At 35.1% G+C, this 21,352-nt stretch carries 24 protein-coding genes and 2 pseudogenes; 7 read left to right on the forward strand and 19 right to left on the reverse strand.

Going from position 1 to position 21,352, the window contains the following annotated elements:
- Nucleotides 1-7: 7 nt before the first annotated feature.
- The 4 genes and pseudogenes from ACTXGU_RS15765 to ACTXGU_RS15780 all read right to left on the reverse strand — a co-directional run bounded on the left by ACTXGU_RS15765 (nucleotide 8) and on the right by ACTXGU_RS15780 (nucleotide 3,558).
- Nucleotides 8-1,396: a DUF4179 domain-containing protein gene (locus tag ACTXGU_RS15765; RefSeq protein WP_443482487.1), complete on the reverse strand. Its 1,389-nt coding sequence runs from the start codon at nucleotides 1,394-1,396 to the stop codon at nucleotides 8-10.
- Between the two features lie 14 nt (nucleotides 1,397-1,410).
- The gene (locus tag ACTXGU_RS15770; protein WP_443482488.1) at nucleotides 1,411-1,953 is read right to left on the reverse strand and encodes a sigma-70 family RNA polymerase sigma factor; all 543 of its coding nucleotides are present in this window, start codon (nucleotides 1,951-1,953) and stop codon (nucleotides 1,411-1,413) included.
- A gap of 262 nt (nucleotides 1,954-2,215) precedes the next feature.
- Nucleotides 2,216-3,223 (reverse strand): annotated as a pseudogene (locus ACTXGU_RS15775) (HAAS signaling domain-containing protein).
- On the reverse strand, nucleotides 3,220-3,558 hold the full coding sequence (locus ACTXGU_RS15780; protein ID WP_443482489.1) for a PadR family transcriptional regulator: 339 nt from the start codon (nucleotides 3,556-3,558) through the stop codon (nucleotides 3,220-3,222). Before ACTXGU_RS15780 ends, ACTXGU_RS15775 begins: the two are co-directional and overlap by 4 nt.
- 148 nt (nucleotides 3,559-3,706) lie before the next feature.
- Between ACTXGU_RS15780 and ACTXGU_RS15785 the strand changes: the two genes are divergently transcribed.
- The 3 genes from ACTXGU_RS15785 (at nucleotide 3,707) to ACTXGU_RS15795 (ending at nucleotide 5,769) form a co-directional block, all read left to right on the forward strand.
- A complete protein-coding gene (locus tag ACTXGU_RS15785; RefSeq protein WP_443482490.1) occupies nucleotides 3,707-4,609 on the forward strand; it encodes a helix-turn-helix transcriptional regulator in 903 nt (300 codons plus the stop codon).
- A 64-nt stretch (nucleotides 4,610-4,673) separates the two neighbouring features.
- Complete coding sequence (locus ACTXGU_RS15790) at nucleotides 4,674-5,153, forward strand: GyrI-like domain-containing protein (RefSeq protein WP_443482491.1); 480 nt, start codon at nucleotides 4,674-4,676, stop codon at nucleotides 5,151-5,153.
- Nucleotides 5,146-5,769 (forward strand): GyrI-like domain-containing protein, encoded by a 624-nt coding sequence (locus tag ACTXGU_RS15795; RefSeq protein ID WP_443482492.1) that lies wholly within the window; start codon nucleotides 5,146-5,148, stop codon nucleotides 5,767-5,769. Before ACTXGU_RS15790 ends, ACTXGU_RS15795 begins: the two co-directional genes overlap by 8 nt.
- 190 nt (nucleotides 5,770-5,959) lie before the next feature.
- Here the strand turns inward: ACTXGU_RS15795 and ACTXGU_RS15800 are convergent, their stop codons facing one another.
- The gene (locus ACTXGU_RS15800) at nucleotides 5,960-6,382 is read right to left on the reverse strand and encodes a DUF1801 domain-containing protein (protein WP_443482493.1); all 423 of its coding nucleotides are present in this window, start codon (nucleotides 6,380-6,382) and stop codon (nucleotides 5,960-5,962) included.
- A 279-nt stretch (nucleotides 6,383-6,661) separates the two neighbouring features.
- Here ACTXGU_RS15800 and ACTXGU_RS15805 point away from each other — a divergent pair, with 279 nt between their 5' ends.
- Complete coding sequence (locus ACTXGU_RS15805; protein ID WP_443482494.1) at nucleotides 6,662-7,312, forward strand: Pr6Pr family membrane protein; 651 nt, start codon at nucleotides 6,662-6,664, stop codon at nucleotides 7,310-7,312.
- A gap of 53 nt (nucleotides 7,313-7,365) precedes the next feature.
- Nucleotides 7,366-7,578 (forward strand): hypothetical protein, encoded by a 213-nt coding sequence (locus ACTXGU_RS15810; RefSeq protein WP_443482495.1) that lies wholly within the window; start codon nucleotides 7,366-7,368, stop codon nucleotides 7,576-7,578.
- A gap of 151 nt (nucleotides 7,579-7,729) precedes the next feature.
- On the opposite strand, the gene ACTXGU_RS15815 is transcribed toward ACTXGU_RS15810, so the two are convergent.
- From ACTXGU_RS15815 to ACTXGU_RS15855, 9 genes and pseudogenes are all read right to left on the reverse strand, one after another.
- The gene (locus tag ACTXGU_RS15815) at nucleotides 7,730-8,464 is read right to left on the reverse strand and encodes a hypothetical protein (protein WP_443482496.1); all 735 of its coding nucleotides are present in this window, start codon (nucleotides 8,462-8,464) and stop codon (nucleotides 7,730-7,732) included.
- A complete protein-coding gene (locus ACTXGU_RS15820) occupies nucleotides 8,465-8,668 on the reverse strand; it encodes a hypothetical protein (RefSeq protein WP_443482497.1) in 204 nt (67 codons plus the stop codon).
- A 188-nt stretch (nucleotides 8,669-8,856) separates the two neighbouring features.
- Nucleotides 8,857-11,106, reverse strand: a complete 2,250-nt coding sequence (locus ACTXGU_RS15825) for an MMPL family transporter (RefSeq protein WP_443482498.1) — start codon at nucleotides 11,104-11,106, stop codon at nucleotides 8,857-8,859.
- Between the two features lie 63 nt (nucleotides 11,107-11,169).
- Nucleotides 11,170-11,763 carry a TetR/AcrR family transcriptional regulator gene (locus ACTXGU_RS15830; protein WP_443482499.1) on the reverse strand — a complete coding sequence of 198 codons (594 nt, stop codon included), beginning with the start codon at nucleotides 11,761-11,763 and terminating at the stop codon, nucleotides 11,170-11,172.
- 107 nt (nucleotides 11,764-11,870) lie between these two features.
- Entirely contained in the window at nucleotides 11,871-12,065 is a 195-nt protein-coding gene (locus ACTXGU_RS15835) for a hypothetical protein (RefSeq protein ID WP_443482500.1), read from the reverse strand.
- Between the two features lie 233 nt (nucleotides 12,066-12,298).
- Nucleotides 12,299-12,430 (reverse strand): hypothetical protein, encoded by a 132-nt coding sequence (locus tag ACTXGU_RS15840; RefSeq protein ID WP_443482559.1) that lies wholly within the window; start codon nucleotides 12,428-12,430, stop codon nucleotides 12,299-12,301.
- Nucleotides 12,407-12,824, reverse strand: a pseudogene (locus tag ACTXGU_RS15845) (orotidine 5'-phosphate decarboxylase / HUMPS family protein); the annotation flags it as partial. The pseudogene ACTXGU_RS15845 and the gene ACTXGU_RS15840, both read right to left, overlap by 24 nt.
- Nucleotides 12,825-12,943: 119 nt before the next feature.
- Nucleotides 12,944-13,312: a winged helix-turn-helix transcriptional regulator gene (locus ACTXGU_RS15850; protein WP_443482501.1), complete on the reverse strand. Its 369-nt coding sequence runs from the start codon at nucleotides 13,310-13,312 to the stop codon at nucleotides 12,944-12,946.
- A gap of 216 nt (nucleotides 13,313-13,528) precedes the next feature.
- On the reverse strand, nucleotides 13,529-14,416 hold the full coding sequence (locus ACTXGU_RS15855; RefSeq protein WP_443482502.1) for a glycine betaine ABC transporter substrate-binding protein: 888 nt from the start codon (nucleotides 14,414-14,416) through the stop codon (nucleotides 13,529-13,531).
- A gap of 418 nt (nucleotides 14,417-14,834) precedes the next feature.
- On the opposite strand from ACTXGU_RS15855, the gene betB reads away from it, so the two are divergent.
- Nucleotides 14,835-16,325 (forward strand): betaine-aldehyde dehydrogenase, encoded by a 1,491-nt coding sequence (gene betB, locus ACTXGU_RS15860; RefSeq protein ID WP_443482503.1) that lies wholly within the window; start codon nucleotides 14,835-14,837, stop codon nucleotides 16,323-16,325.
- Between the two features lie 32 nt (nucleotides 16,326-16,357).
- Nucleotides 16,358-17,560, forward strand: a complete 1,203-nt coding sequence (locus ACTXGU_RS15865) for an iron-containing alcohol dehydrogenase (protein ID WP_443482504.1) — start codon at nucleotides 16,358-16,360, stop codon at nucleotides 17,558-17,560.
- Between the two features lie 158 nt (nucleotides 17,561-17,718).
- Here ACTXGU_RS15865 and cudC read toward each other — a convergent pair whose 3' ends face one another.
- The 5 genes from cudC to gcvH form a co-directional block, all read right to left on the reverse strand.
- Nucleotides 17,719-18,279 carry a choline uptake/conversion transcriptional regulator CudC gene (cudC, locus tag ACTXGU_RS15870; protein ID WP_443482505.1) on the reverse strand — a complete coding sequence of 187 codons (561 nt, stop codon included), beginning with the start codon at nucleotides 18,277-18,279 and terminating at the stop codon, nucleotides 17,719-17,721.
- Between the two features lie 225 nt (nucleotides 18,280-18,504).
- Complete coding sequence (locus ACTXGU_RS15875; RefSeq protein ID WP_443482555.1) at nucleotides 18,505-18,936, reverse strand: hypothetical protein; 432 nt, start codon at nucleotides 18,934-18,936, stop codon at nucleotides 18,505-18,507.
- Nucleotides 18,937-18,981: 45 nt separating this feature from the next.
- On the reverse strand, nucleotides 18,982-20,001 hold the full coding sequence (locus ACTXGU_RS15880) for an NAD(P)/FAD-dependent oxidoreductase (RefSeq protein ID WP_443482506.1): 1,020 nt from the start codon (nucleotides 19,999-20,001) through the stop codon (nucleotides 18,982-18,984).
- Between the two features lie 414 nt (nucleotides 20,002-20,415).
- Nucleotides 20,416-20,721 carry an iron-sulfur cluster biosynthesis family protein gene (locus ACTXGU_RS15885; RefSeq protein ID WP_443482507.1) on the reverse strand — a complete coding sequence of 102 codons (306 nt, stop codon included), beginning with the start codon at nucleotides 20,719-20,721 and terminating at the stop codon, nucleotides 20,416-20,418.
- A 141-nt stretch (nucleotides 20,722-20,862) separates the two neighbouring features.
- Entirely contained in the window at nucleotides 20,863-21,258 is a 396-nt protein-coding gene (gene gcvH, locus ACTXGU_RS15890) for a glycine cleavage system protein GcvH (RefSeq protein ID WP_443482508.1), read from the reverse strand.
- Nucleotides 21,259-21,352 lie beyond the last annotated feature (94 nt).

Raw genomic sequence — 21,352 nt, forward strand, 5'->3', positions numbered from 1 at the left:
ATCTCTATTACTCTATATTCACATTTATTTCATGATCATAATAATAACGATTAGGACTTATTATTGTAAGATCTTTCTCAAGAAGATTTCCATCGTCAAAAACTAATACAGCCTCTTTATTTTGTTGTGAACCTATACTTTCACTTAGGTTTCTAATATATTCTCTTCCTTCTTTGTCTTTTAAAATAAACGGAAGATACTCATCTACTGGAAACTTCGAATGATAATAAAAATAGGTTTTTCCGTCCTTCTCAACTACTTTTGTTATTGTCAAAAATTTATGATCATCTATAGGAACATTCGTTTCTCCAGCTTTATTTAAAGTGACTCCACTATTATTTCTCCAGCCCTGATCTGTTTTGTTTAAAGAGTAAGGAATAATAGAAATAGAATGTAGTGCTGGATCATTATTTTCAAAGTAACTTATAATCCGTTCTTTCCCTCTATAATGTCCTGCCACAGATGCACCAAGCCATTTTTTTGTATTTCCTTTATTATCTACAATGATATAATCTAAGAATGCATCTTTATCGCTCATCGTACCTTGAACATACATTCTAATTGGTGTAATAACTACTTTTTCTATTACTATATTCGGACCAATGTCATTAAGATTAGCATTTACTACTTCTTCTTTCACATTCTCTTTTGCTTTTTTACTTTCAATTGGTAGCATAAAATTCCATCTTCCGAATATGTTCTCTCCTTCCTCCTCACCTAATTTGTCAATCTTAAAATTCAATTCAAACTTATCCGGTAGATTCTCTATTTCCACTCTTTGTCCCTGAAGTTGATTTTCTTCAAATGGATTTTGGTTCTCATTGGTTGTTATAGAATTATTGTGGTTAAAGCTTCCTTTATTAATAGAAAATACAACTACCCCAGTATATTTCTTCTTATTTTTATCCAGAAACTCTCCATACTCTGTATCGAATGATCCATTTGTTCGAAAACCTTTGCTTTTGATATATACGTTATCCGGCAACATAGCAGGTGCACCTTTAAAGGTTTTATCACTTTCCACTTTGTATGATACTAATAATTGATATCCATCAAATATAGTTCGAGTAATTGTGATCTTTATACCGTTGCTAATTTGTGAAACTACTTCTTCATCTGCCACCTTTTCGTAATTATTCCCTAATGACAAATACTGTTGAATAGAAGAAATCATCGGTATATTTTGAGCAAACGAAGTAGGATTACTACTTAGAAGAAAGATTGGTAGACAGATAGCAGCTAATGATGAAACGATCATCACATTTATTTTTTTCCAATTTCTTCTCACCGGAAGGCTCTGTAATATATCTTGAATTTTATTGTCAATTCTTTCAGGCATTATCACTCGTTCTTTTTTAAATTTTTCTTTTATTTTATTATCCAGATCATGATTCATTTACAATCCCCCTATTACTCATCAAGCTTTAATAATTTTTGTAATAATCTTCTTGCTTTTGAAAGACGTGATCTTACTGTTCCTTCTGGTATTTTTAATAGTTTAGCTATTTCTTTTGTTGATAAATCTTCATAATAAAAAAGAACCGTTACTACTCGGAATTCTTCTTTCATTGAATACACTGCACTATGTAAATCAATATTTAAATATGTATCTTCACATATGGCGTTATTTTCATATAAGGTATCAATCGATATTATTTTCTTTCTAGCTTTTAGTATCGAGTTACATTCATTTATGAGTATTCTAATTAGCCAAGTTTTAAAATATCTATTTTTCTTCAATTTTTTAATATTTTCAAAAGCTTTTAAAATAGTAATTTGAATAACATCCTCTATATCAGATTCATTATGTAACATTGCTTTTGCTACTCGATACACATTGATTTTATTTTGTTGAATCAAAGATATAAATGCTTCTTTGTCTCCTTTCTTTGCTATAGAAACCAAATCATCCTGTTTTTTTATTTTCATATCCTTTAAAACCATTAATCTCAAAAAAATTTCCTCCTTCCTGGTATAATATTAGATAGTTTAAAAGCATAATTTGTTCATTTTTTTTATAAATAATTCACCAGAATTCTCATTTAAACGTTGACCCTCAAATGTTTCAATTAAACTACAAAATTCATAATTAGACTAAACTTTCGATATTGAATAAATGAAAAGTTTCAGATACCCTTTCATTTCTCATTTAATAGGTTCAAATAGTTTTCATATAAAAACAACCACCTTCTTTTAAGAAGATAGCTGGAGTTCCTCATTTTGTAAAATGCTTAATCCTTGCTTTTCGAAAGCCTTGATAAGAGTCATTTATTGCAATAACTACTACGATAATTCCAGTTATTATTAAAAATATTTTTGACCAATTATCGTGAAAAGCAAACAAATCATTCATATAAGTAATAAACGATTGATTAAATAAATCTGCATTACTGATCATGATAAGAAAAACACTTGCTGCAATAATTTGATAAAAAGCATTAAAAAGAGCTAATTTTTTCGTCCATTGACGTGCTATCATTTTATAAATAGCCATGACAACCTCTAAGACGATTACGATTCCTACGTTTATCCAGTAGGAATGCAAAACATCTTGATTAAAAGTAGGTGTTATAGACTTAAGCACTCCGTATTTCTTTTCATAAACACCGACTAAATTCCCCGCATTAAAATAGGCAGTCGCCCAAATGGCCGTCCATAATAATCCGCCAAACACTTCTATTTTGGAAATTCCTTTTCCCTTTGGTAGATGATGAAGGCTTTTTAAGTACTCTGGAGTCTATTCTTTTAAATGAGCAGATAACGGATGTTGATTTTTTGTTCTATCCGTTCGTTCTAAAATGGCAAACACGATTGTCAGCCAAAAGAACACTTGCATTCCCGTTCCAATAATATTTTCAATCCCGTCTGCAATGATTAGGTGAATAAGATTAATTACACCTTTCTCCCAGCTATAAGAAACAAGATTTTCTACAAGCAGCGTAATGAAAGAAATCGCTAAAGCAATTGGCAAAATCATTTTTAATAAATTCATATACACATCAAAATAACGTAGTCCAATTAAATGCATTGGTCGGTCTAAATAGCCACTTGCAAGAACAGCAGGATTTCCCAACTCAGAAAGAACGGCCTTCACCTCTTCTTCTGAATAGTCATCTGGCAGCATATCTTCAATTGTTGAATGAAGTTCCATCGCAATATCCTCGCGCTGCTTTTCAGGAAGCCTACGTATTACTTCCTGAATATATAGCTCTATTAAACTCATGATTCATCCTCACCTTTTAATAAAATGGATAACTCTTTCGTCATCTTTTCCCATTCCTGCCTTAACTGCTCCAATATTTCCAATCCATATTCACTCAACACATAATACCTCCGTGGTCTGTTTTCCGAAGTATCCCAACTACTAGTTACCAACTCTTGTTTCTCCAAACGCCGAAGCAATGGATATAAAGTACTCTGTTCGATCGTTATTCCACTCTTCTCTAATAATTGGACAAGCGAATAACCATATTGTGGTGTTCTCAACTGACTTAATACTGCCAATGTTAAGGTTCCTCTTCTTAACTCTGTTGTTAAAGATTGCAGCAAGCTACTCATCATTCACCTCCTGTTGTATACTGTGTATCATACACTATTTATATATACTATGCATCATACACTATTATTGTTTCTATAACAATTAAAATTTTTAAATAAATCGAAAATATAGGAAAGTATGCTATATACTATTTTTAGGTGATGTCATATGCAAATTAATAGATTATTTGAAATCGTTTATTTGCTGCTAAATAAAAAAACAATAACAGCAAAACAACTAGCAGAGCATTTTGAAGTGTCTGTGCGGACGATTTATCGTGATATTGATACCCTTTCAGCTGCTGGAATACCGATTTACACCAATAGAGGAAAGGGCGGCGGCATCCGTCTTATCGATGATTTTGTGCTGAATAAATCATTGGTTTCTGATCAGGAGCAAAATGAAATATTAATGGGCCTTCAAAGCCTTAATGCTGTAAAAATTCCTGAAGCTGCTTCTGTACTTAACAAACTAAAAACTCTTTTCAACAAGCAAGCAATGAATTGGATTGAAGTTGATTTTTCTGATTGGGGCAGTGACAACACAGATCGAGTAAAGTTTAACACGCTTAAAACAGTAATTTTGGAAAAGACGATTATTTCGTTTGATTATTTTAGCTCTTATGGGGAAAAAACAGAAAGAATCGTCGAACCATTAAAGCTGCTTTTTAAAGGCCGTGGTTGGTATTTTTATGGTTTTTGCCGAGTGAAAAATGATTTTAGGCTTTTTAAAATAACCCGAATGAAAAATCTAAGTCGACTTAACGAAACTTTTGACAGAGAACTTCCTGAAAATATTAGAGAAGAACAAGAATCTAATAGTACTAATATAGTAACCATCGTTTTAAAATTTGATGAATGTGTTGCCTATCGTCTTTATGACGAGATGGATCCCGCGTGTATTCATAAAAAGGAAGACGGAAGCTTTACGGCAACCATTACTTTCCCCGAGAACGAGTGGCTGTACGGCTATATATTATCGTACGGTCAAAATGCGGAGGTTTTAGAGCCAAAACATGTAAAGGAAATAATAAAAAGCAAATATGAAAAAGGCTTAAAAAAATATTTATAATATGACATATAGTTGTCAAGTTATCGTTGTTATACTCCTTTTATAAATGAAAGGAGTTTTAACTATGGATTATGAAATCGTATATATTGAAGAGAAATCAGTAGCAGGCATAAAAATTCGCACGAACAACAATCGTCCTACTATGGGAATGGAAATTGGTGAACTATGGAGAGAATTCTTTGAAAAGGGTGTTTATCAGTCAATACCCTACAAACAAAATGATAAAACGATTGGTTTATATACCAATTATGAGAGTGATGCGAGTGGCAATTATGATATGGTAGTTTGTTGTGAAATTCAGCAGACTTCGGATTTACCTTTAAGTATTCATAAACAGACAATTCCTGCTGGAAAATATGCAAAATTTATTGTACACGGTGATGTACAGACAGCAGTAGGAGCGTTTTGGCAAAAACTTTGGACGATGGATTTAGATCGTAAATATAGTGCTGATTTTGAAGAATATCAAAGTGGCAGCGACGAGAAAGATTCGGAAATACATATATATATTTCCTTAAATGAATCAGAGGGTAATAATGAATAAGATAGATTACAAAAAAGACTATAAAGAATTATATGTACCAAAAGTAAAACCAATCATTGTCACAGTCCCTGCTATACCTTTTATAATGATTAATGGTTCAGGCGACCCAAATGGCGAGGAATTTGCTCTTGCAACTGCTGCACTTTACAGTCTTAGTTATGCAGTGAAAATGTCTTATAAAAGCAATCACGTTCCTGATAATTATTATCCCTACACCGTTTTCCCGCTTGAGGGTGTCTGGGATCTCATCGATAAAACATTGCCCCCTACCATTAAAAGTAATTTTAAATACAAATTAATGATTCGGCAGCCTGATTTTTTAACGGATGATTTATTCGAGCAGTTTTTATTTAAAACGAAAAAGAAGAAGCCAAATCCTTTTTTAGAAAAAGTGGAATTTGGATTAATAACAGAGGGACTATGTTGTCAAATGCTTCACATCGGAAGCTACGATAACGAGCCTGAAAGCTTTGCAATGATGCATACTTTTTGTGAGGAGAACGGATATAAGAGAACTTCTTATACACATAGGGAAATATACCTTTCAGACCCTCGCAAAACAGAGCCTCATAAGCTTAAAACCGTTTTACGGTTTCAAGTGAAAGCGAATGCATGAAAAGAAGTTGGAAGGAGTCACCAGTTTCGTGGAATTCCATTTTTTTCGCGGAAATATCAATAATTTCGCGGGATTCCATTTTTTTTCGCGAAAATATCAATAATTTCGCGGGATTGGTTCTCCGTTTTGTAAAAAAATGATTAAGGCAGTCTAAAACTTAATTTCCATGTTCCTGACTGCCTCTTCGATTTTATTGATCTGGATAGGTTTCCTGCAAAAAACGTATCGACTGCTTAATAAGCGCTTTTAACACATCGACATCAATGTCTGCAACCTTATTAATATACACGCAGGCTTTGCCTGTCGTATGTTTTCCAAAGTCCTTCAACAATTCCTCCCGTGCTGTATCACCTGTCGCAAAATACAAACTGATTTTTGCTTTGCGAGGGGAAAAACCAACGAGCGGTGCATCGCCTTCATGACCAGTTTTATATTTATAATGATAAGAACCAAAGCCAATAATGCTTGGGCCCCACAACTTTGCTGGATACCCGGATGTTTCTGTAAAAATATCTAATAATCGATAGGCATCCTCCCGCTTTTTAGGACTGTCGACATTTTCAATAAATTCAATGACACTGTTATCGTTTTCTTTAGTTTTCAGCTCGTACACATCTTCACTCCTTTAAATAATTGAAGTTATAGGCTATCATACCTCTATTACAACTTCTACGCTGCAAATTATTTTCCTTCTATTATTTCGGTTATTTAAATGCAGTTGTATGGATTCTTTTTATACCAAGACTTTTTATCTAGTTAATCGGTGCCGCTAGTTTACTAGCTATCAAAATATATATACATAGAATCGCTAAAAAAGTTTACGATGAAAAGAATAGTACTATATAATTTTGATTAAACGGTTAGTAAACTGATGATAACGAAAGGAGAGTTTATGAATAAACGAACTGCAATTGTTATTTACAGACTTATTTTATGTGCGTTGACATTCAGTGCTGTCATTACGCAATTTATTACACGGGCGCAAACAAAGCCTTTTAACCCCGTTAACTTTTTTAGCTATTTTACGATTGAAAGCAACATCTTAGTTGCCACGATCCTCGGCTTAAGCTGTTTCTTTCATACAAAATACGGTCGATTTGAGCAGCTAGGGGTTCTTCGCGGAGCAGCAACCGTCTATATTGTGACAACTGGCTTCATCTATTTTTTATTGTTAAGGGGGCTTGAAGAATCACTGCAAACACCTATACCGTGGGTTAATGTTGTGCTGCATTACATCATGCCTATTGGAGCACTTTTGGATTGGATAATGAACCCGCCAATAAAGCGTATAACATGGGCAAATACTTTAAGCTGGCTTCTTTTCCCACTAGTATATGTTTTGTACAGTTTAGTGCGCGGACCATTTGTTGATTGGTATCCATACCCTTTCCTCGACCCAAGAGTTGGCGGCTACGGAAAAGTTGCCGTATATAGTCTAGGTATTGCAGTAGCTATCGGATTAATTTGCACCTTTGTAAGAATACTTGGCAACACAAATCGGAGAATGCGAAAAGCAAATGAAACTAGGAGTACAAATTTTTAATATTATAGGTGATTTAGTAATACTTGAGGTGAAACAAGATGGGGAAATTTTCGATGAAAATAATAAAATATTGGCTCTCTATTCCAAGATGGTTCAGAATTTTCACTTTAAGTGCGATTACTATTTATGTGATATGGTCATTTTTTATTGCAGGTGTAAAAAGCTTATATGACTTTCATCTTGATTTACCTGATGTGATAATAAGTTTAATTGCTGCAGCGTTTATATTGTTTATCTTCAATATTTTCGGTTCGGAAAATAAGTGAATTTTAAAAATACCGAATCATAAACGATTAATTCTATAGTTTTTATATTAAATAATAAAGTGAATAAATGAAGAATTAACCGGTTATAAAGGCTGTCGAAGGTTTTTTCGACAGCCTGAGGATTGTGTAGCACTACCTTTTTTAAAAAGTATTATGCAATTTTTAATATCTTGAGTAAACCAATTGTATCTTCTGTGTAGTATGTATGTATAAAATCGCTATCAAGAGTTGCAAAGTAATGACATCCATGAGAACTAGAATAAGCAATATGAAATGCATCGTATACATCTAGCTGCTGTATTCTCATAATATTTAAGGCTAATTCTTGAATATCGTGTTCTTCAAATGATGGCGTGCTTATTTTGAGCCCTAACTCATTTGATAAGTCCCTTATGGAACCCTGGAATGTAGACACTGCATGATTATAATAGGTATGTAATCCTTCTCTATTACGAGAATTATTTGTTTTAAAATCTTTAAGAATACTCTCAATACTATGATAAAGTTCCCCACTTCTAACTAACTTGTCCAATTTCTGTTCTGGTACGTATCCTGCAAGGTTTCTGGCTGTTTTCAAGTCTCCTAATAATTCCAGCTCTTCATCTGAAGGTTTATACCTATTTTTGTTCATCTTATGAACTAAAAATAATATTTCCCTTATAATATTTTTAAATAAATTATGTACTACTTCAGCTGCAACTTTATTAGTAATCACTAACTCAGAAATTTCTTCTTCTGCCCATTTAGCTAGCAGTTCAGAAACTTTGTCTCCTCTTTGATCATCAACATCTAAATAAGCCAAAAGAAAACAAGCATCCACAGCAATCGATGCTTGATTAAAGTTAACGTACTGTACTTCAGTATAGTCAATTATGTAGTCAGACATTTACTTACCTTCCTTACACAGTTCAACTAAACGTTTTCCTGAAGATGTACGAACTCCATAATTTTTCCGAATTTCCATTGCTGTTTTACGTGTTGAGTGACTTTGTTTTACCTCATGCTTTAAAGGTTTCGCAACTGGTACCAATCTAATCACTCCTCTTATACTTTTAAGATTATTATATCTATTACTACCAATATTGTCCATAATCCAACTACCTTTTCCCATAAAACAGGCGTATTTTCTATCATTATTTCCAACTATTCAAAAAAGAACCCTTTTTATTTTAAAAAAAACAATATCTTCACGGTACTCAACCGATAAACAAGTATGCCTACTTCTGTTTGTAAAAAACAAAAGTAGGCTATACTTTTCAAAAAGAATTCTGCAATCTCCTACTCCGTCTCACTTAAATTAAAAATTTCATACAATCGTTTTAATGGTTTTGGAACCCACCAGTTTGCATTTCCGGCCAACTTCATTAATGCAGGTGCTAATATTGCTCTTATCAATGTTGCATCGACAATAACGGCAAGTGCCATTCCGATTCCAAGCATTTTTAAAAAGACGACCTCGCCGGTTGCGTATGCAGCAAAGGACAATGCCATGATGGCTGCTGCTGCTGATGCAAGCGGGGCGCTGCGTTGAATGCCGGCTGCTACTGCCTTTGTATTGTCGCCTGTTCGATCATATTCTTCCTTGATCCTAGACATGATAAATACTTCATAATCCATCGATAACCCATATGCGATACAGAACATAAGAATCGGAATGCTTGGTTCAATACTGTCTAATGGTGTAAATCCGAGTATATTGGACAAATTCCCTTCCTGAAAAATCCATACAAGTGCTCCAAACATGACGGACAAACTAAGAATATTTAGAATGGTTGCCTTTAAAGGAATAAGCAAGCTTCCATTCATCAAAAATAAGATCACAAACGTAACAACAATAATAAATGCTATCACTAACGGCAGCCTATTAAGAAGCGAGTCTCTAAAATCGGTAATTTCTACTGGACTTCCTCCATAGACGACATCAAAAGGAGCTTGCTCCGCTTTTATTTCACCAACAAGATGCGCCACCTCACCATTTAAGCTAGATTCATCCGGGATTACACTTAACCATGTTCCCGTTTCGCTGCCATATCTTTTCGAATAATAACCTGGCTCCATTATTTTCTGGCCGTCAGCAAACGATCCTGCTAAAGAATCTACTTGAAAAATGCCAGGTATTTTTGAAAGAGCAACGCTGTATTGTTCAATATCTTCGAATCGATCGCTAGTATTTTCAATGGAAGGAGCAACAATTCGAACGGCATCGTCCTCTTCAGCTGGGAAATTGCTGCGAATCTTCTCCTCCACAATCCGACTGGATGCCGTATCTGGGAGCACGCGTTCATCAGGAAGACCGAAACGAATATCAAGAAACGGTGATCCGATAATCATAAGAATGACTAAGATGCCCAATATGGAGAAAACAGGTCTTTTCATTACCCTCATCGTTAATCGATACCAAAATCTATACTCTTGCAACTCTTTAACTGCATTTCCAGATTTGTGCTTCCGATCAATCCATTTGCCAAAAACGGCGAGCGCCGCTGGTAAAATTACGGTAGCTCCAATTGCTGCAGTTATGACCACTAATAGACCAGCATAAGCAAAGGAACGGAGAAAAGGAAACGAAAACATCAGTAATGCTGACAAAGATACTGCAACGGTAATACCGCTAAACCAAATCGTTCGCCCAGCTGTCGCAACCGACTTCACAACAGCTTCGTGAACCGATTTGCCGCGCTGACGCTCCTCCCTATATCGAATAATCATAAAGAGACTATAGTCAATGCCGAGAGCCAATCCCATCACCAAGGTAAGATTCGTTGCAAATGTAGATACCATAATAAATTCGGTTAGACCTCGAAGAACAGCAAATGTGCCAAGTATGGAAAATAAACCGATGCCTATCGTTAATAATGCTGGCAGTATTCGACGATAAACGAAAATCAACAGTAAAAGAACGGCTGGCAGGATCACTATCTCTGCTCTAAGGAAATCTTGACGAGCCTGCTCTCCAACTTGTCTAAACAATTCATCAGGTCCCCCTGCTTCCATCTTTATTGTTTCATTTTCACGGAAAAATTGAGGCGACCAGTCAGCCAGCTTATTACGGATTTCTGTCACACTTCCTTTCATGCTGGCAAAAATAATCGCCTGCTGATGGTCGTTGCTGCGAAGTGCCGGGCTGTTTCCATGAGTCCAATACGATTGAACCTCGCTTATCCCTTCTTTAGCAGCTAGCTCTTTCTCTAATGCTTTAGCTGCCATGGTGACTTCTTGACTATCGACATCCCCTTGCTTTGCCGTAACGAGCAAAATTAAGCTAGGAGTTGCCGTATTAAATTGTTCTTGTAAGTATTTAGCTGTAAGATCTGACTCTGATCCAGGCGCATCAAACCGAGAAAGGGACAAAGCGTTTAAGGTTCCTGACCCAATGACTCCAAATACTAACGTTGCAAATATACTTAAAATTAGGAGCATTCTTCTTTTATTTACTACAAAGTGTCCGAGACGACTCATTTTAGTGTCTTTACTTATTTTTGAATCTTTTATTTTTTGATTTTTTTGTGTACGAATGATTTTATTCATGACAACCCTCCATTTTTTGTTTGAACGTTCATTCAATACTTTTCAAAAAAAAAAACAGATTCATTACTCTGTTTTTTTTGAAACATTTTTTAAATAAGAACATAGCAGCATCGCTAATGTATCATAAGCAGCATCGTAGTCGAACTCTGGATCAGACAGCCTCTGTAAACCGAGCCCATCAAAAACGGCAAGGAGAATAGAACCTAATGGCCTCGCTTGCTCCTCTGGCAAATGAGTAACTTCTTCAATAAGTTTAAAAAGATGTTCTCTTTTCCCTGCAAGCGTTTTTTTCATACTTTCTGAAACGGTTGGGTTTCGAAGCCCAATTGCATATAGCTCATATCTTAGTTTGATCCATGCAGGATCGTTTAGCACTCTTTTTTTCGGTACGTCCAGTACTTCTTTTAACGACTGAATGGATAACTCTTTTTCGCCATAGCTTTTAATATAAGACAACGACTTGCAATATTTTTCAGATTCATTTTGAAATACTTCGGCAAATAATAAATCCTTGCTGGAAAAATAATAATTAATTAACCCTTGCGCAACACCGGCAACACGAGCAATTTCTTTTGTAGATGCTTTATCATACCCTTTTTCAGCTAAGACCTCATAAGCTGCTTGAATTATTTTTTCCTTTTTATCCTTTTCCGTCATGAAGGCCTCCAATCTTGAATGAACGTTCAAACAAATTGTATCATGATAAAATGGGATATACAACTCCAACCTATTTTATCATTTTCATATTTTTTATTTTTACTCATTTAAATAGAAACCTTTTGTCCCACTCCAAGCTCAATGGCTCTATTGTAAATCTTCTTTGCAACTATAACATCCATCGCTGCTATTCCCACTGATATAAATATTGTTAATTCTTGATCATTTTCACGGCCAGCTTTCATTCCTTTAATTATGTCGCCTAGTTCTGTATAAAGTAGATTTCGAGTGAAAAATCCCATCTTTTTTTATGTATTAATTGAGGATTGAATGAATCAAATACATAATGGCGGAAAATGTGCTTTATTAAATAGGATAGTGAAAACAAAAAGAACCGAGGAAAAGTCTCAACTACGCTTCCCTCGATCTTAATATTTTCTATTATTTTATTGTAATCTTGGTTGGATGCTCGCTTCACTCAGGATTAGCATGTCTCATAAACATCGTTTCTGAGTCTAATTTTTCTCCAAGAGTCTTATTCTTCATTTGCCAATAAATCGGCGGTACGGCTTAACTCTTTAATAATTTCTGTTACATATTGAGTTGTTTGCATGGCTGCTGTTCCTTTTCTTATGAAATACGTTCCTTGTTTAATTAATTTTTCCATTTGCGCTGCGACTGATTTTTTATCTTCTTGACCAGTAATTCCACCGCCAAAGAATAACAAGATCAGGCTGGGACTGAACAACATCTGGCAGAGTGTCTAATTTTATGCCTCCTGCTACGGCTGTCTTCGCATTTTTTACGACACGCTTAATCGTTTGAAGCTGTTCAAAAGGTGTTTCCCCTTCTGCTTGCAGGTCATAGCCTGTATGTACGCAAATATAGTCTGCACCAAGTGCATCCACTTCCTTCACACGCTGCTCTAGATCCTTTACATTGATCATATCAACAAGAATTTTTGTTACTTGTTTTTTAGCTTCTTCGACTGCACCCTTAATCGTAGCATCATCTGTTACTCCTAATACGGTAATAATATCAGCACCATCTTCTGATGCTTTCGTAAAAAAGGGTTACGACTGTACAAACCTTCCTATCTAAAAAATGCTCATAACTTTTTCAAAGTTTAACACATGGTTTTTAATAGATTGCTATCGTTTTTATCCAACAAAGAGAAATGTTATGATATCGTCGAATCATTGATAATGACTTGATCCTTCATCACCGTGTTCATGTAATTTTTTCCCCATTCGTACATAGACTCAAGAATCGGCATCAAGCTTGTTCCTTGTTCTGTCAATGAGTATTCCACTTTAGGTGGAACAATGGGATACACTTCACGGTGAATAATATGATCTTGCTCTAATTCTCTCAATTGATTCACAAGCGTTTTTTGAGTAATTCCCGGCATAAGAGACCTTAATTCATTAAAACGTTTAGTTCCTTCTTTGCCTAAATGCCATAAAATAAGCATTTTCCATTTACCGCCTATGATAGCAAGTGTTAATTCTTTTTCGCAGTTATACAGCTTGTTGCAAACATGTCCCATTATGTTCCCCTCCATATTAAGAAATGCGTAAGCGGCTTGGCACTATCCGCTAAAGGGCATAGGTCCTTCAGTTGCATCGGCACTCTTAGATCCTGTACGTTGAAGTATACTTTTCTTAATTTTTAGAATAGTAGTATCTTTTAGATACTACTATACCATAAAAAAGCTGAAACTAACAGGAATATGGGGGTTCACATGATTAAAACACAGACATGATTATTTTGTCCAAGCTTCTACGACGCTTTTATTCTCAGACATCCATTTCTCCACAGCTTTTGTTTCATCTTTCAGTTCATTAATGTACGATTCCAACTTCGCTAATTGTTCTTCCGTCATTTTAAAATCTTGAAGCCAGCTTGCCACTTCAGGGTAATCTGCTTTAAATTTTTTGCTGCTGATAATTTGAATTTTTTCTGGACCAGTTGGATTCATGAAACTTTTTGGATCTTCTAAATAGCGAAGATTGTACTTTTCAAATGCCCAATGAGGCCGCCATAATGTCACAACGATCGGCTGCTTATTTGAAACAGCTTTCCCTAACTCTGATAACATAGCAGGAGTACTGCTTTCTACTAGCTGCCAATCTTTTAAACCATAGCCAGGCATTGCTCCTTGTTTTGTAAGATCATTAATGCCAGATCCAGGCTCGATGCTAATAATTTTTCCACCATAATCTTTTTTGTAGTTCTTTAAATCTTCAATTGTTTTAGCATCTACATAGTCTGGAACAGCAAGTCCACTATCTGCTTGATTATACCAAGTACTAAGCACTTCTAATTTATCCCCAAACCTTTTCATATACGATTTATGGGTAGTTGGCATCCATACATCTAAAAATAGATCAATATTTCCTTGAGCAACACCTGAAAAAATAGGTGCTACATCTGCTTGAACAATTTTTACTTTATACCCCTTATCTTCTAGCATTTTTTTCCACAAATTCGTTACAGCAACATCTTCATCCCATGGGATATATCCAATCGTTATTTCTTTATCATTTGATTTTTCACTAAGGTTTCCACTTGTTGAGCTGTTACTTCCACATGCCGTTAATCCTAAGGTTAATGCGATAACAATAAATAAAAAACATTTCGTTCGTTTCAATCTATTCATCTCCTTATATAAATTTTTTCTGCTGCAAAATGTATTATGTAATATTACAGAAAGACTGTTTCCCTCCTTCCAATTTATATCTTTATTTAACTTTTCACTATCCAGACAGTGAAAATCCAACAGTGTGAACTTATTATATCCATAAATATTTTGAATGTTCAATATATTATAAGAATTTTTAACAAACTTTTTTATTTTAAAGAAAATAGCAATCTAATTATTTTCTATCTCTATTCTTAATTTTTTTGCCATAAACTTGTTTAAATCCGTGTATATATTGAGATGAATACCGTTCTAAATATTTAAAAAAATCAGAAATTTTAGTTGACCTTTTTTTATTTGCAGTGCTATAATTCAAATTGTTAAAAATATTCTTAACAAACTTAACAAAAAATACATTTGGAGGAGGATGCTCTTGGAAAAGGTAATGCTTTTAGAAAAAATGTATATCAATGGTGAATGGGTAGAATCTCATTCTGGACAAAAAAGAGAAATAATTAATCCTTTTAATCAAGAAGTGATTGCTGTTGTAGCAGAGGGAGATCGTTCAGATACGATTAAAGCTATAAAAGCAGCTCGACATGCCTTTGACCAAGGGGATTGGAACAAGTTAACCGCCTTTGAAAGAGGGACCTTATTGTTTAAAACAGCCGAAAAAATTCGTGAGCATAAAGAAGTGCTCGCTGAGCTTGAAACCTTAAATACAGGAAAAACCCTTGTAGAAAGCTTAGCCGATATGGATGGAATCGCTGACGTGTTCCAATATTATGCAGGGTTGGCTGATAAAGATGGTGGACAAATGATTGAATCCCCCAACCCAGACTCTGTCAGCCGTCTCGTTCGTGAACCTGTCGGTGTATGTGCTCAAATTACACCTTGGAACTATCCTTTGCTGCAAGCATCATGGAAACTAGCCCCTGCTTTAGCTGCTGGGAATACTGTCGTAATCAAACCTAGTGAGATTACTCCATTAACAACGATTCGAATGGCCAAAATTTTTGAAGAAGTTGGCTTCCCTGCAGGTGTTGTTAATGTTGTCCTTGGCACTGGCGCAACTGTTGGGCAAACGATGTCAGAAAGCCACCTTGTTGATCTCGTCTCCTTTACTGGCGGAGGTGTATCCGGACGAAAAGTTATGCAGGCTGCAGCAGGAAACTTTAAAAAAATCTCTCTTGAATTAGGTGGAAAAAATCCAAACATCGTATTTGCAGACGCGGATTTTGAAACTGCTGTTGATTATGCCTTAAATGCAGTATTTTTTCACGCAGGACAAGTTTGTTCAGCAGGAGCCAGGTTATTAGTTCAAGAAGAGGTTCATGATGAATTCGTCAAAGCTGTTGCTGAACAAGCAAAAAAAATACGCATGGGAAATGGCATGATGGAAGAAACACAAATGGGGCCGGTTATTTCTGCTCAGCATCTTTCAAAAATCGAGAAATATATCAAAATGGGATTAGAAGAAGGAGCGACGTTAGCCTTAGGAGGAAAGCGTCCCGATCATCCCGAATTGCAAAAAGGTTTCTTTATTGAACCAACCATCTTTACGAATTGTCATTCAGGCATGAAGATTGTTAAGGAAGAATCTTTTGGTCCTGTGATGACGATAGAATCCTTTAACACCGAAGAGGAAGCTATTCGTCTCGCTAATGATACAGTGTATGGCTTAGCTGGAGCTGTTTGGACTCAGGATATGAATCGTGCAGAGCGTGTCGTACAAAAGCTTCGCATGGGCACAACTTGGATTAATGACTACCATCCCTACTTTCCTCAAGCTCCATGGGGAGGCTATAAGCAATCTGGAATTGGAAGAGAATTAAGCCAGGTAGGATTAGAAGAATATACAGAAATCAAACACATTTATATGAATACAAACCCACAGCCTATGGGTTGGTTTAAATAAAATTATAATAATTTGTGAGGAGGAAATACAATATGTTTATGCGTTTTGAAAGAATGGAAAGATTAAAAAGCTTTGAAATGCCTACTGTATTAAAACATGGAATTGGTGTAGTGAAATATACAGGAGAAGAAGTAAAAAATTTAGGAGTTTCAAAAGTACTTCTAGTAACAGATCCTGGAATTCAAAATGCTGGCTTAGCAGACCCTGTTATAGCTAGTTTAAAAGAAGCAGACATAGAAGTAGTTGTATTTAACAAAGTTGAACCGAACCCATCTATTCATGTTGTCGCACAAGGAACATCTCTTTACCTTGAAAATGACTGTAATGGATTAGTAGCTGTTGGCGGCGGAAGTTCTATGGATACAGCAAAAGCGATTGGAGTGGAGGTAGTTCACGGGGAGCCTGTATTAGAATATGAAGCAGCTGAAGGAAAAAAACCTTTAACGAAGCGAATCCCTCCATTAACGACTATACCTACAACAGCAGGTACTGGAAGTGAAGTAACTCAATGGGCTGTTATAACAGATCCGGTCCGTCAATTTAAGTTTAATACTGGAGGTCCTTTAATTGCTGCTCATTTAACTATTATTGATCCAACTTTGCATGTATCGATGCCAGCTCATATAACAGCTGGAACTGGAATTGACGCACTCTCCCATGCAATCGAATGCTATACTTGCCACTTTGCTCAACCAATGACAGATGCTGTCGCACTTTTAGCTATTGAATATGTAGGAAAATATTTACGCCGTGCAGTAGCAAATGGCCAAGATATTGAAGCGCGCTATGGGATGGCTAAAGCTGCAATGCTGGCTGGACTTTCTTATGGAAGCGAGTCTGCAGGGGCAGCACACGCAATGGCACAAACATTAGGAGGAATTTACCCAGTTGCACATGGTCCTTGTGTGGCAGCTATGATGGGACCTGTTATGGAATATAACTGGATGGGTGAGCCTGAGAAATTTGCTCGTATCGCGCAAGCTTTAGGCGTAAATGTTCACGGTTTAAGCTTAGAGGAAGCTGCTAAAGCAGCAGTTCGTGAAGTATACCAATTAGTTCAGGATGTGAAAATTCCAACATTAGCAGAACAAGGAGTGCCAGCTGAAGAAATTCCTAAATTAGCGCTAGAAGCATTCGGTGATCCACAAACAGTCGGAAATCCTCGTGATCTTAATGTTGCAGCATATGAATGGATTTACCGCCGCTGCTATGATTTAGAGCCTTGTACAGTATAAAATAATGAAAATCCCTTTCTGATCAATAAACACTATAGCAACCATGTTTATAGGGTGTTCTAATGTATTTAACTTTAGAACACCCTTTTTTACGGAATATCTTATTAAAGTACTTATTTTTTATTTCTATTTAATTAGATTAAGACGTTTGTACTTTTTTAGTCCTCGTTATGAATTTCATCATTAATCATTTTAAGTATTTCCTTATTTTCAAATACTTTTACAAGTTTTTTCAAAAAATAATAATAATTTTTAGACTCTTCTAACTGTTTTAGATTCATTTTTGTTTTTTCATAAATCCCGACAGGAACATTTTCATCATTTACAAGTAATGTTAATTTTTCTTCAGCAAGTTTAATCGCCTCTAAATTTACTGAAATTTCTCTTTCCCATTTCTTACAAAAAAATGAGAAGAATGATTTAAAGAAATCTTTTTCGGCATTATATAAATCCTTTCGAACCCCTGTTTTCCAAACTTTTTGAACCATATCTATTTGCTGCAGAGACCGAATAGACGTGCTCATACTCGGTTTGCTCATTCCTAATTCTTGGCTCATTTGATCAAGTGTAACGGGTTCATTCATAAAATATAAATAACCGTAAAGTCTTCCTATAGAAGGGGTAACCCCGTATAAGTCCATCGTAGATGCAATTGCACTAATCACTAATTCTTCCGCTTCTTTAAGTAAATCCTCATAATTTTGGTTGATGTCACTCATTTCGCTTCCCCTTTTATTAAATACATTAAATTTTTTCTTAATATATTTAATAATACCAATGCATCAGTCAATGTCAATCATATTGTAAAATCAATAAGAAAATAAAAGAAGCCAAGTCTTTTATTGAAAAAAAGTACTTGGCTTCCTCTAATATTAAATCATGGATCTTTTATTTTTACAGCTCTTTCGGAAAATCTGTTCTATTGCTTGTATGTTTATAATATATTATAAATATGAAGGATTAGCTTCTGTATTCTTAAAATAAACAGCTTCTCCATCACTCTCACCATCGAAAATGACAGTTGTCTTAGGAGAGAAGATTAAAACATCACCAACTTCTGCAACATATTTATTCCCTTGAATATCACGCACAATCATTTTCCCTTTTGTAACCACTTTTATCTCGATAAAATTAAATTCTGCTGAATAGTCAACTGACGGTTGCAATGCAAAATATCCCATTGTTAATACTTCTTTTTTTTCAGTGATAGGTACATCAACAATTTGTCCCTTTAGTTCAGGTGTCCCTCTCAACACGCTCAGCTCATTTAATTGATATAACCCCGCTTTTATTAACTGAATACCTGGCTTTTCATCTAAAAATTTTAATTCGTTTTGTGTTATCGTTTTTTCACTCATTTTTGCACCTCTAATTATTTTATTTGTTCTCTTTTTCCTTTTATGGAAAAAAGCCTAATCTATTTATCTAGTAGCAGTTAAACTCTTCTTCTCCAAATCCATTGACGAACTGTGGCCTGGCTGTAATTTAGCTTTAGGATCAATGTAAGCTTTTGCATTATTGACAGCAGTCGGTGCTTCACCAAATCCACTCGCAATAAGCTTTACCTTGCCATCGTATGTACAAATATCTCCAGCAGCATAAATACCTTCAATATTTGTTTCCATTTTCGAATTCACAGCAATTGAGTTTTTCTCTATTTCAAGGCCCCAGTTCTTAATTGGTCCAAGAGAAGAAACAAAGCCGAAATTGACAATTAAATCATCAATATCTAGAATTTCTTTACGATCACCCTTTACTTCCTCTAATACAATTTGATTAATTTTTTCTTTGCCAACTAACTTGCTAGGGACAAAAGGAGTCAAAATCTCAACTCTTGAATTCTTTAAAAGTTCAATACTATGTTCATGTGCGCGGAACTTATCGCGGCGATGAATAAGTGTTACTTTTTCTGCAATAGGCTCAAGCATTAAGGCCCAATCGACAGCTGAATCACCTCCTCCAAGCAAAGCAACCCGCTTACCCGCAAATTTATTTAAATCATCTACAAAGTAATGTAAATTAGTATTCTCATATTTAACAGCATCTTCTAACTCTAGTTTACGAGGCTGGAAAGCTCCGTTCCCGGCTGTTATGACAATTGTTTTCGAATAATGAACCCCATTATTTGTTGTTAACTTAAATGTACCGTCTACTAGCTTTTCAACTTCTTCTACAGCCTGTTCAAGTACAATTGTTTGTTCAAATTTTGACATTTGTTCCTTTAAATTGTTAACTAATTCCTGAGCTGGAATTTTGGGAAATCCAGCCACATCGTATATATACTTTTCAGGATATAAAGCTGAAAGCTGCCCTCCTAGCTGTGGAAGACTCTCTATTAATTTCACACGACATTGTCGCATCCCCCCATAAAAAGCGGTAAATAACCCTATAGGACCACCTCCAATAATCGTAATATCGTAAACTTGATCATTTTCGAACATATGATTCCCTCCTTGTAAGTTGCTCAATCTTATCATTAAAAGTGGCATTTTAGTGATTCAATAAGAAAAGAGTGGTATTCTTCATTTATTTCACTTCCTAGAATGAAGTTAAGACGAGTTCTGCCTTTATCGTTACTTTGAGCTTTTTCCTCGACCTGAAATAGTATTAATTAATCAAATGTTTTCAACTATTAAATACTTGATATAGTGAAAAAGGTAATAAAACAAATGCACATATGAAGAAAAAGACATGAACAAAATTTAAAGTACCATTTCTCTTTTTTTGAATGAAAATTAATATCCAAAGAATGCTTAAGCCAATTTTTGAGATAACTATTACAAGCTCATCTCCTGTCAATAACATCACCGCCCAAATAACCTAACTATTATGCATAAAATTAACGCTTCGAGGTTTTAATCGAATTCAATTGAACATGCACTTGATGCATAGCTTTCTCCAATCAAAAAACCAACATCATCTTTATAATCAATTTGCGTCTCTCCATCCAAATAACGTTTTGTAAAATGATCTATTTGAATCTGAATACTGTCATACTCAATTACCGTATCGTTTCGTCGTGATTCATCAAAAATAAGTGAAAACTTGACAGACATGCCACATCCTCCAGCAACATTAGCGTCAATTCGAGGAAGTTGTTCTTCCTTCAACACCATTTTTTTCAACTCGTTCAATGCCGAGTCTGTTAGCCTTAAAATCAATTTGTCTTCTTCCCCCTTTCCCATGAAATTTAAAAGTTTCAACATACAATTGTTGCTACAATTTCCTGTTTATCGAATTGTATTACATTGTAAAGCAGTCGGGTTTTTGAACATACTCGCTAAAAATAAGCCGCTGTCATCTTAGTCCTGTTCTTCACTTACAAATGCTTGGTATTCTTCTTCATTCAAGAGTGCTTCTAACTCATCTGGACTTGACATTTCTACTTCCACAAGCCACCCTTCATCATAAGGATGCTCATTAATGATTTCCGGAGAATCTTCCAGCATCTCATTTACACTAACAATGGTACCTGTTACAGGGGCGTAAAGTTCAGAAACAGCTTTTACAGACTCAATTGTCCCCATTGAATCATTAGCTGTCACCTCATTATCAATTTCTGGAGTTTCAACAAAAACGATATCACCTAACAGCTTTTGTGCATACTCAGAAATTCCGATTCGGACTCGATTTCCGCCTAATTGTAATACCCACTCGTGTTCCTTGCTATATAATAAGTTTGCTGTTACATTTGTCATTTTTTTACTTCCTTCCACTTAAAATTTTATAATATTTTTATAGTTCTGAATTTTTACAAAATTATCCTATTAATATGATTTGCTTCTTTATAAA

Origin of the sequence: Niallia sp. 01092 (genome assembly GCF_052318935.1) — a bacterium.
Taxonomy (GTDB): domain Bacteria; phylum Bacillota; class Bacilli; order Bacillales; family Cytobacillaceae; genus Niallia.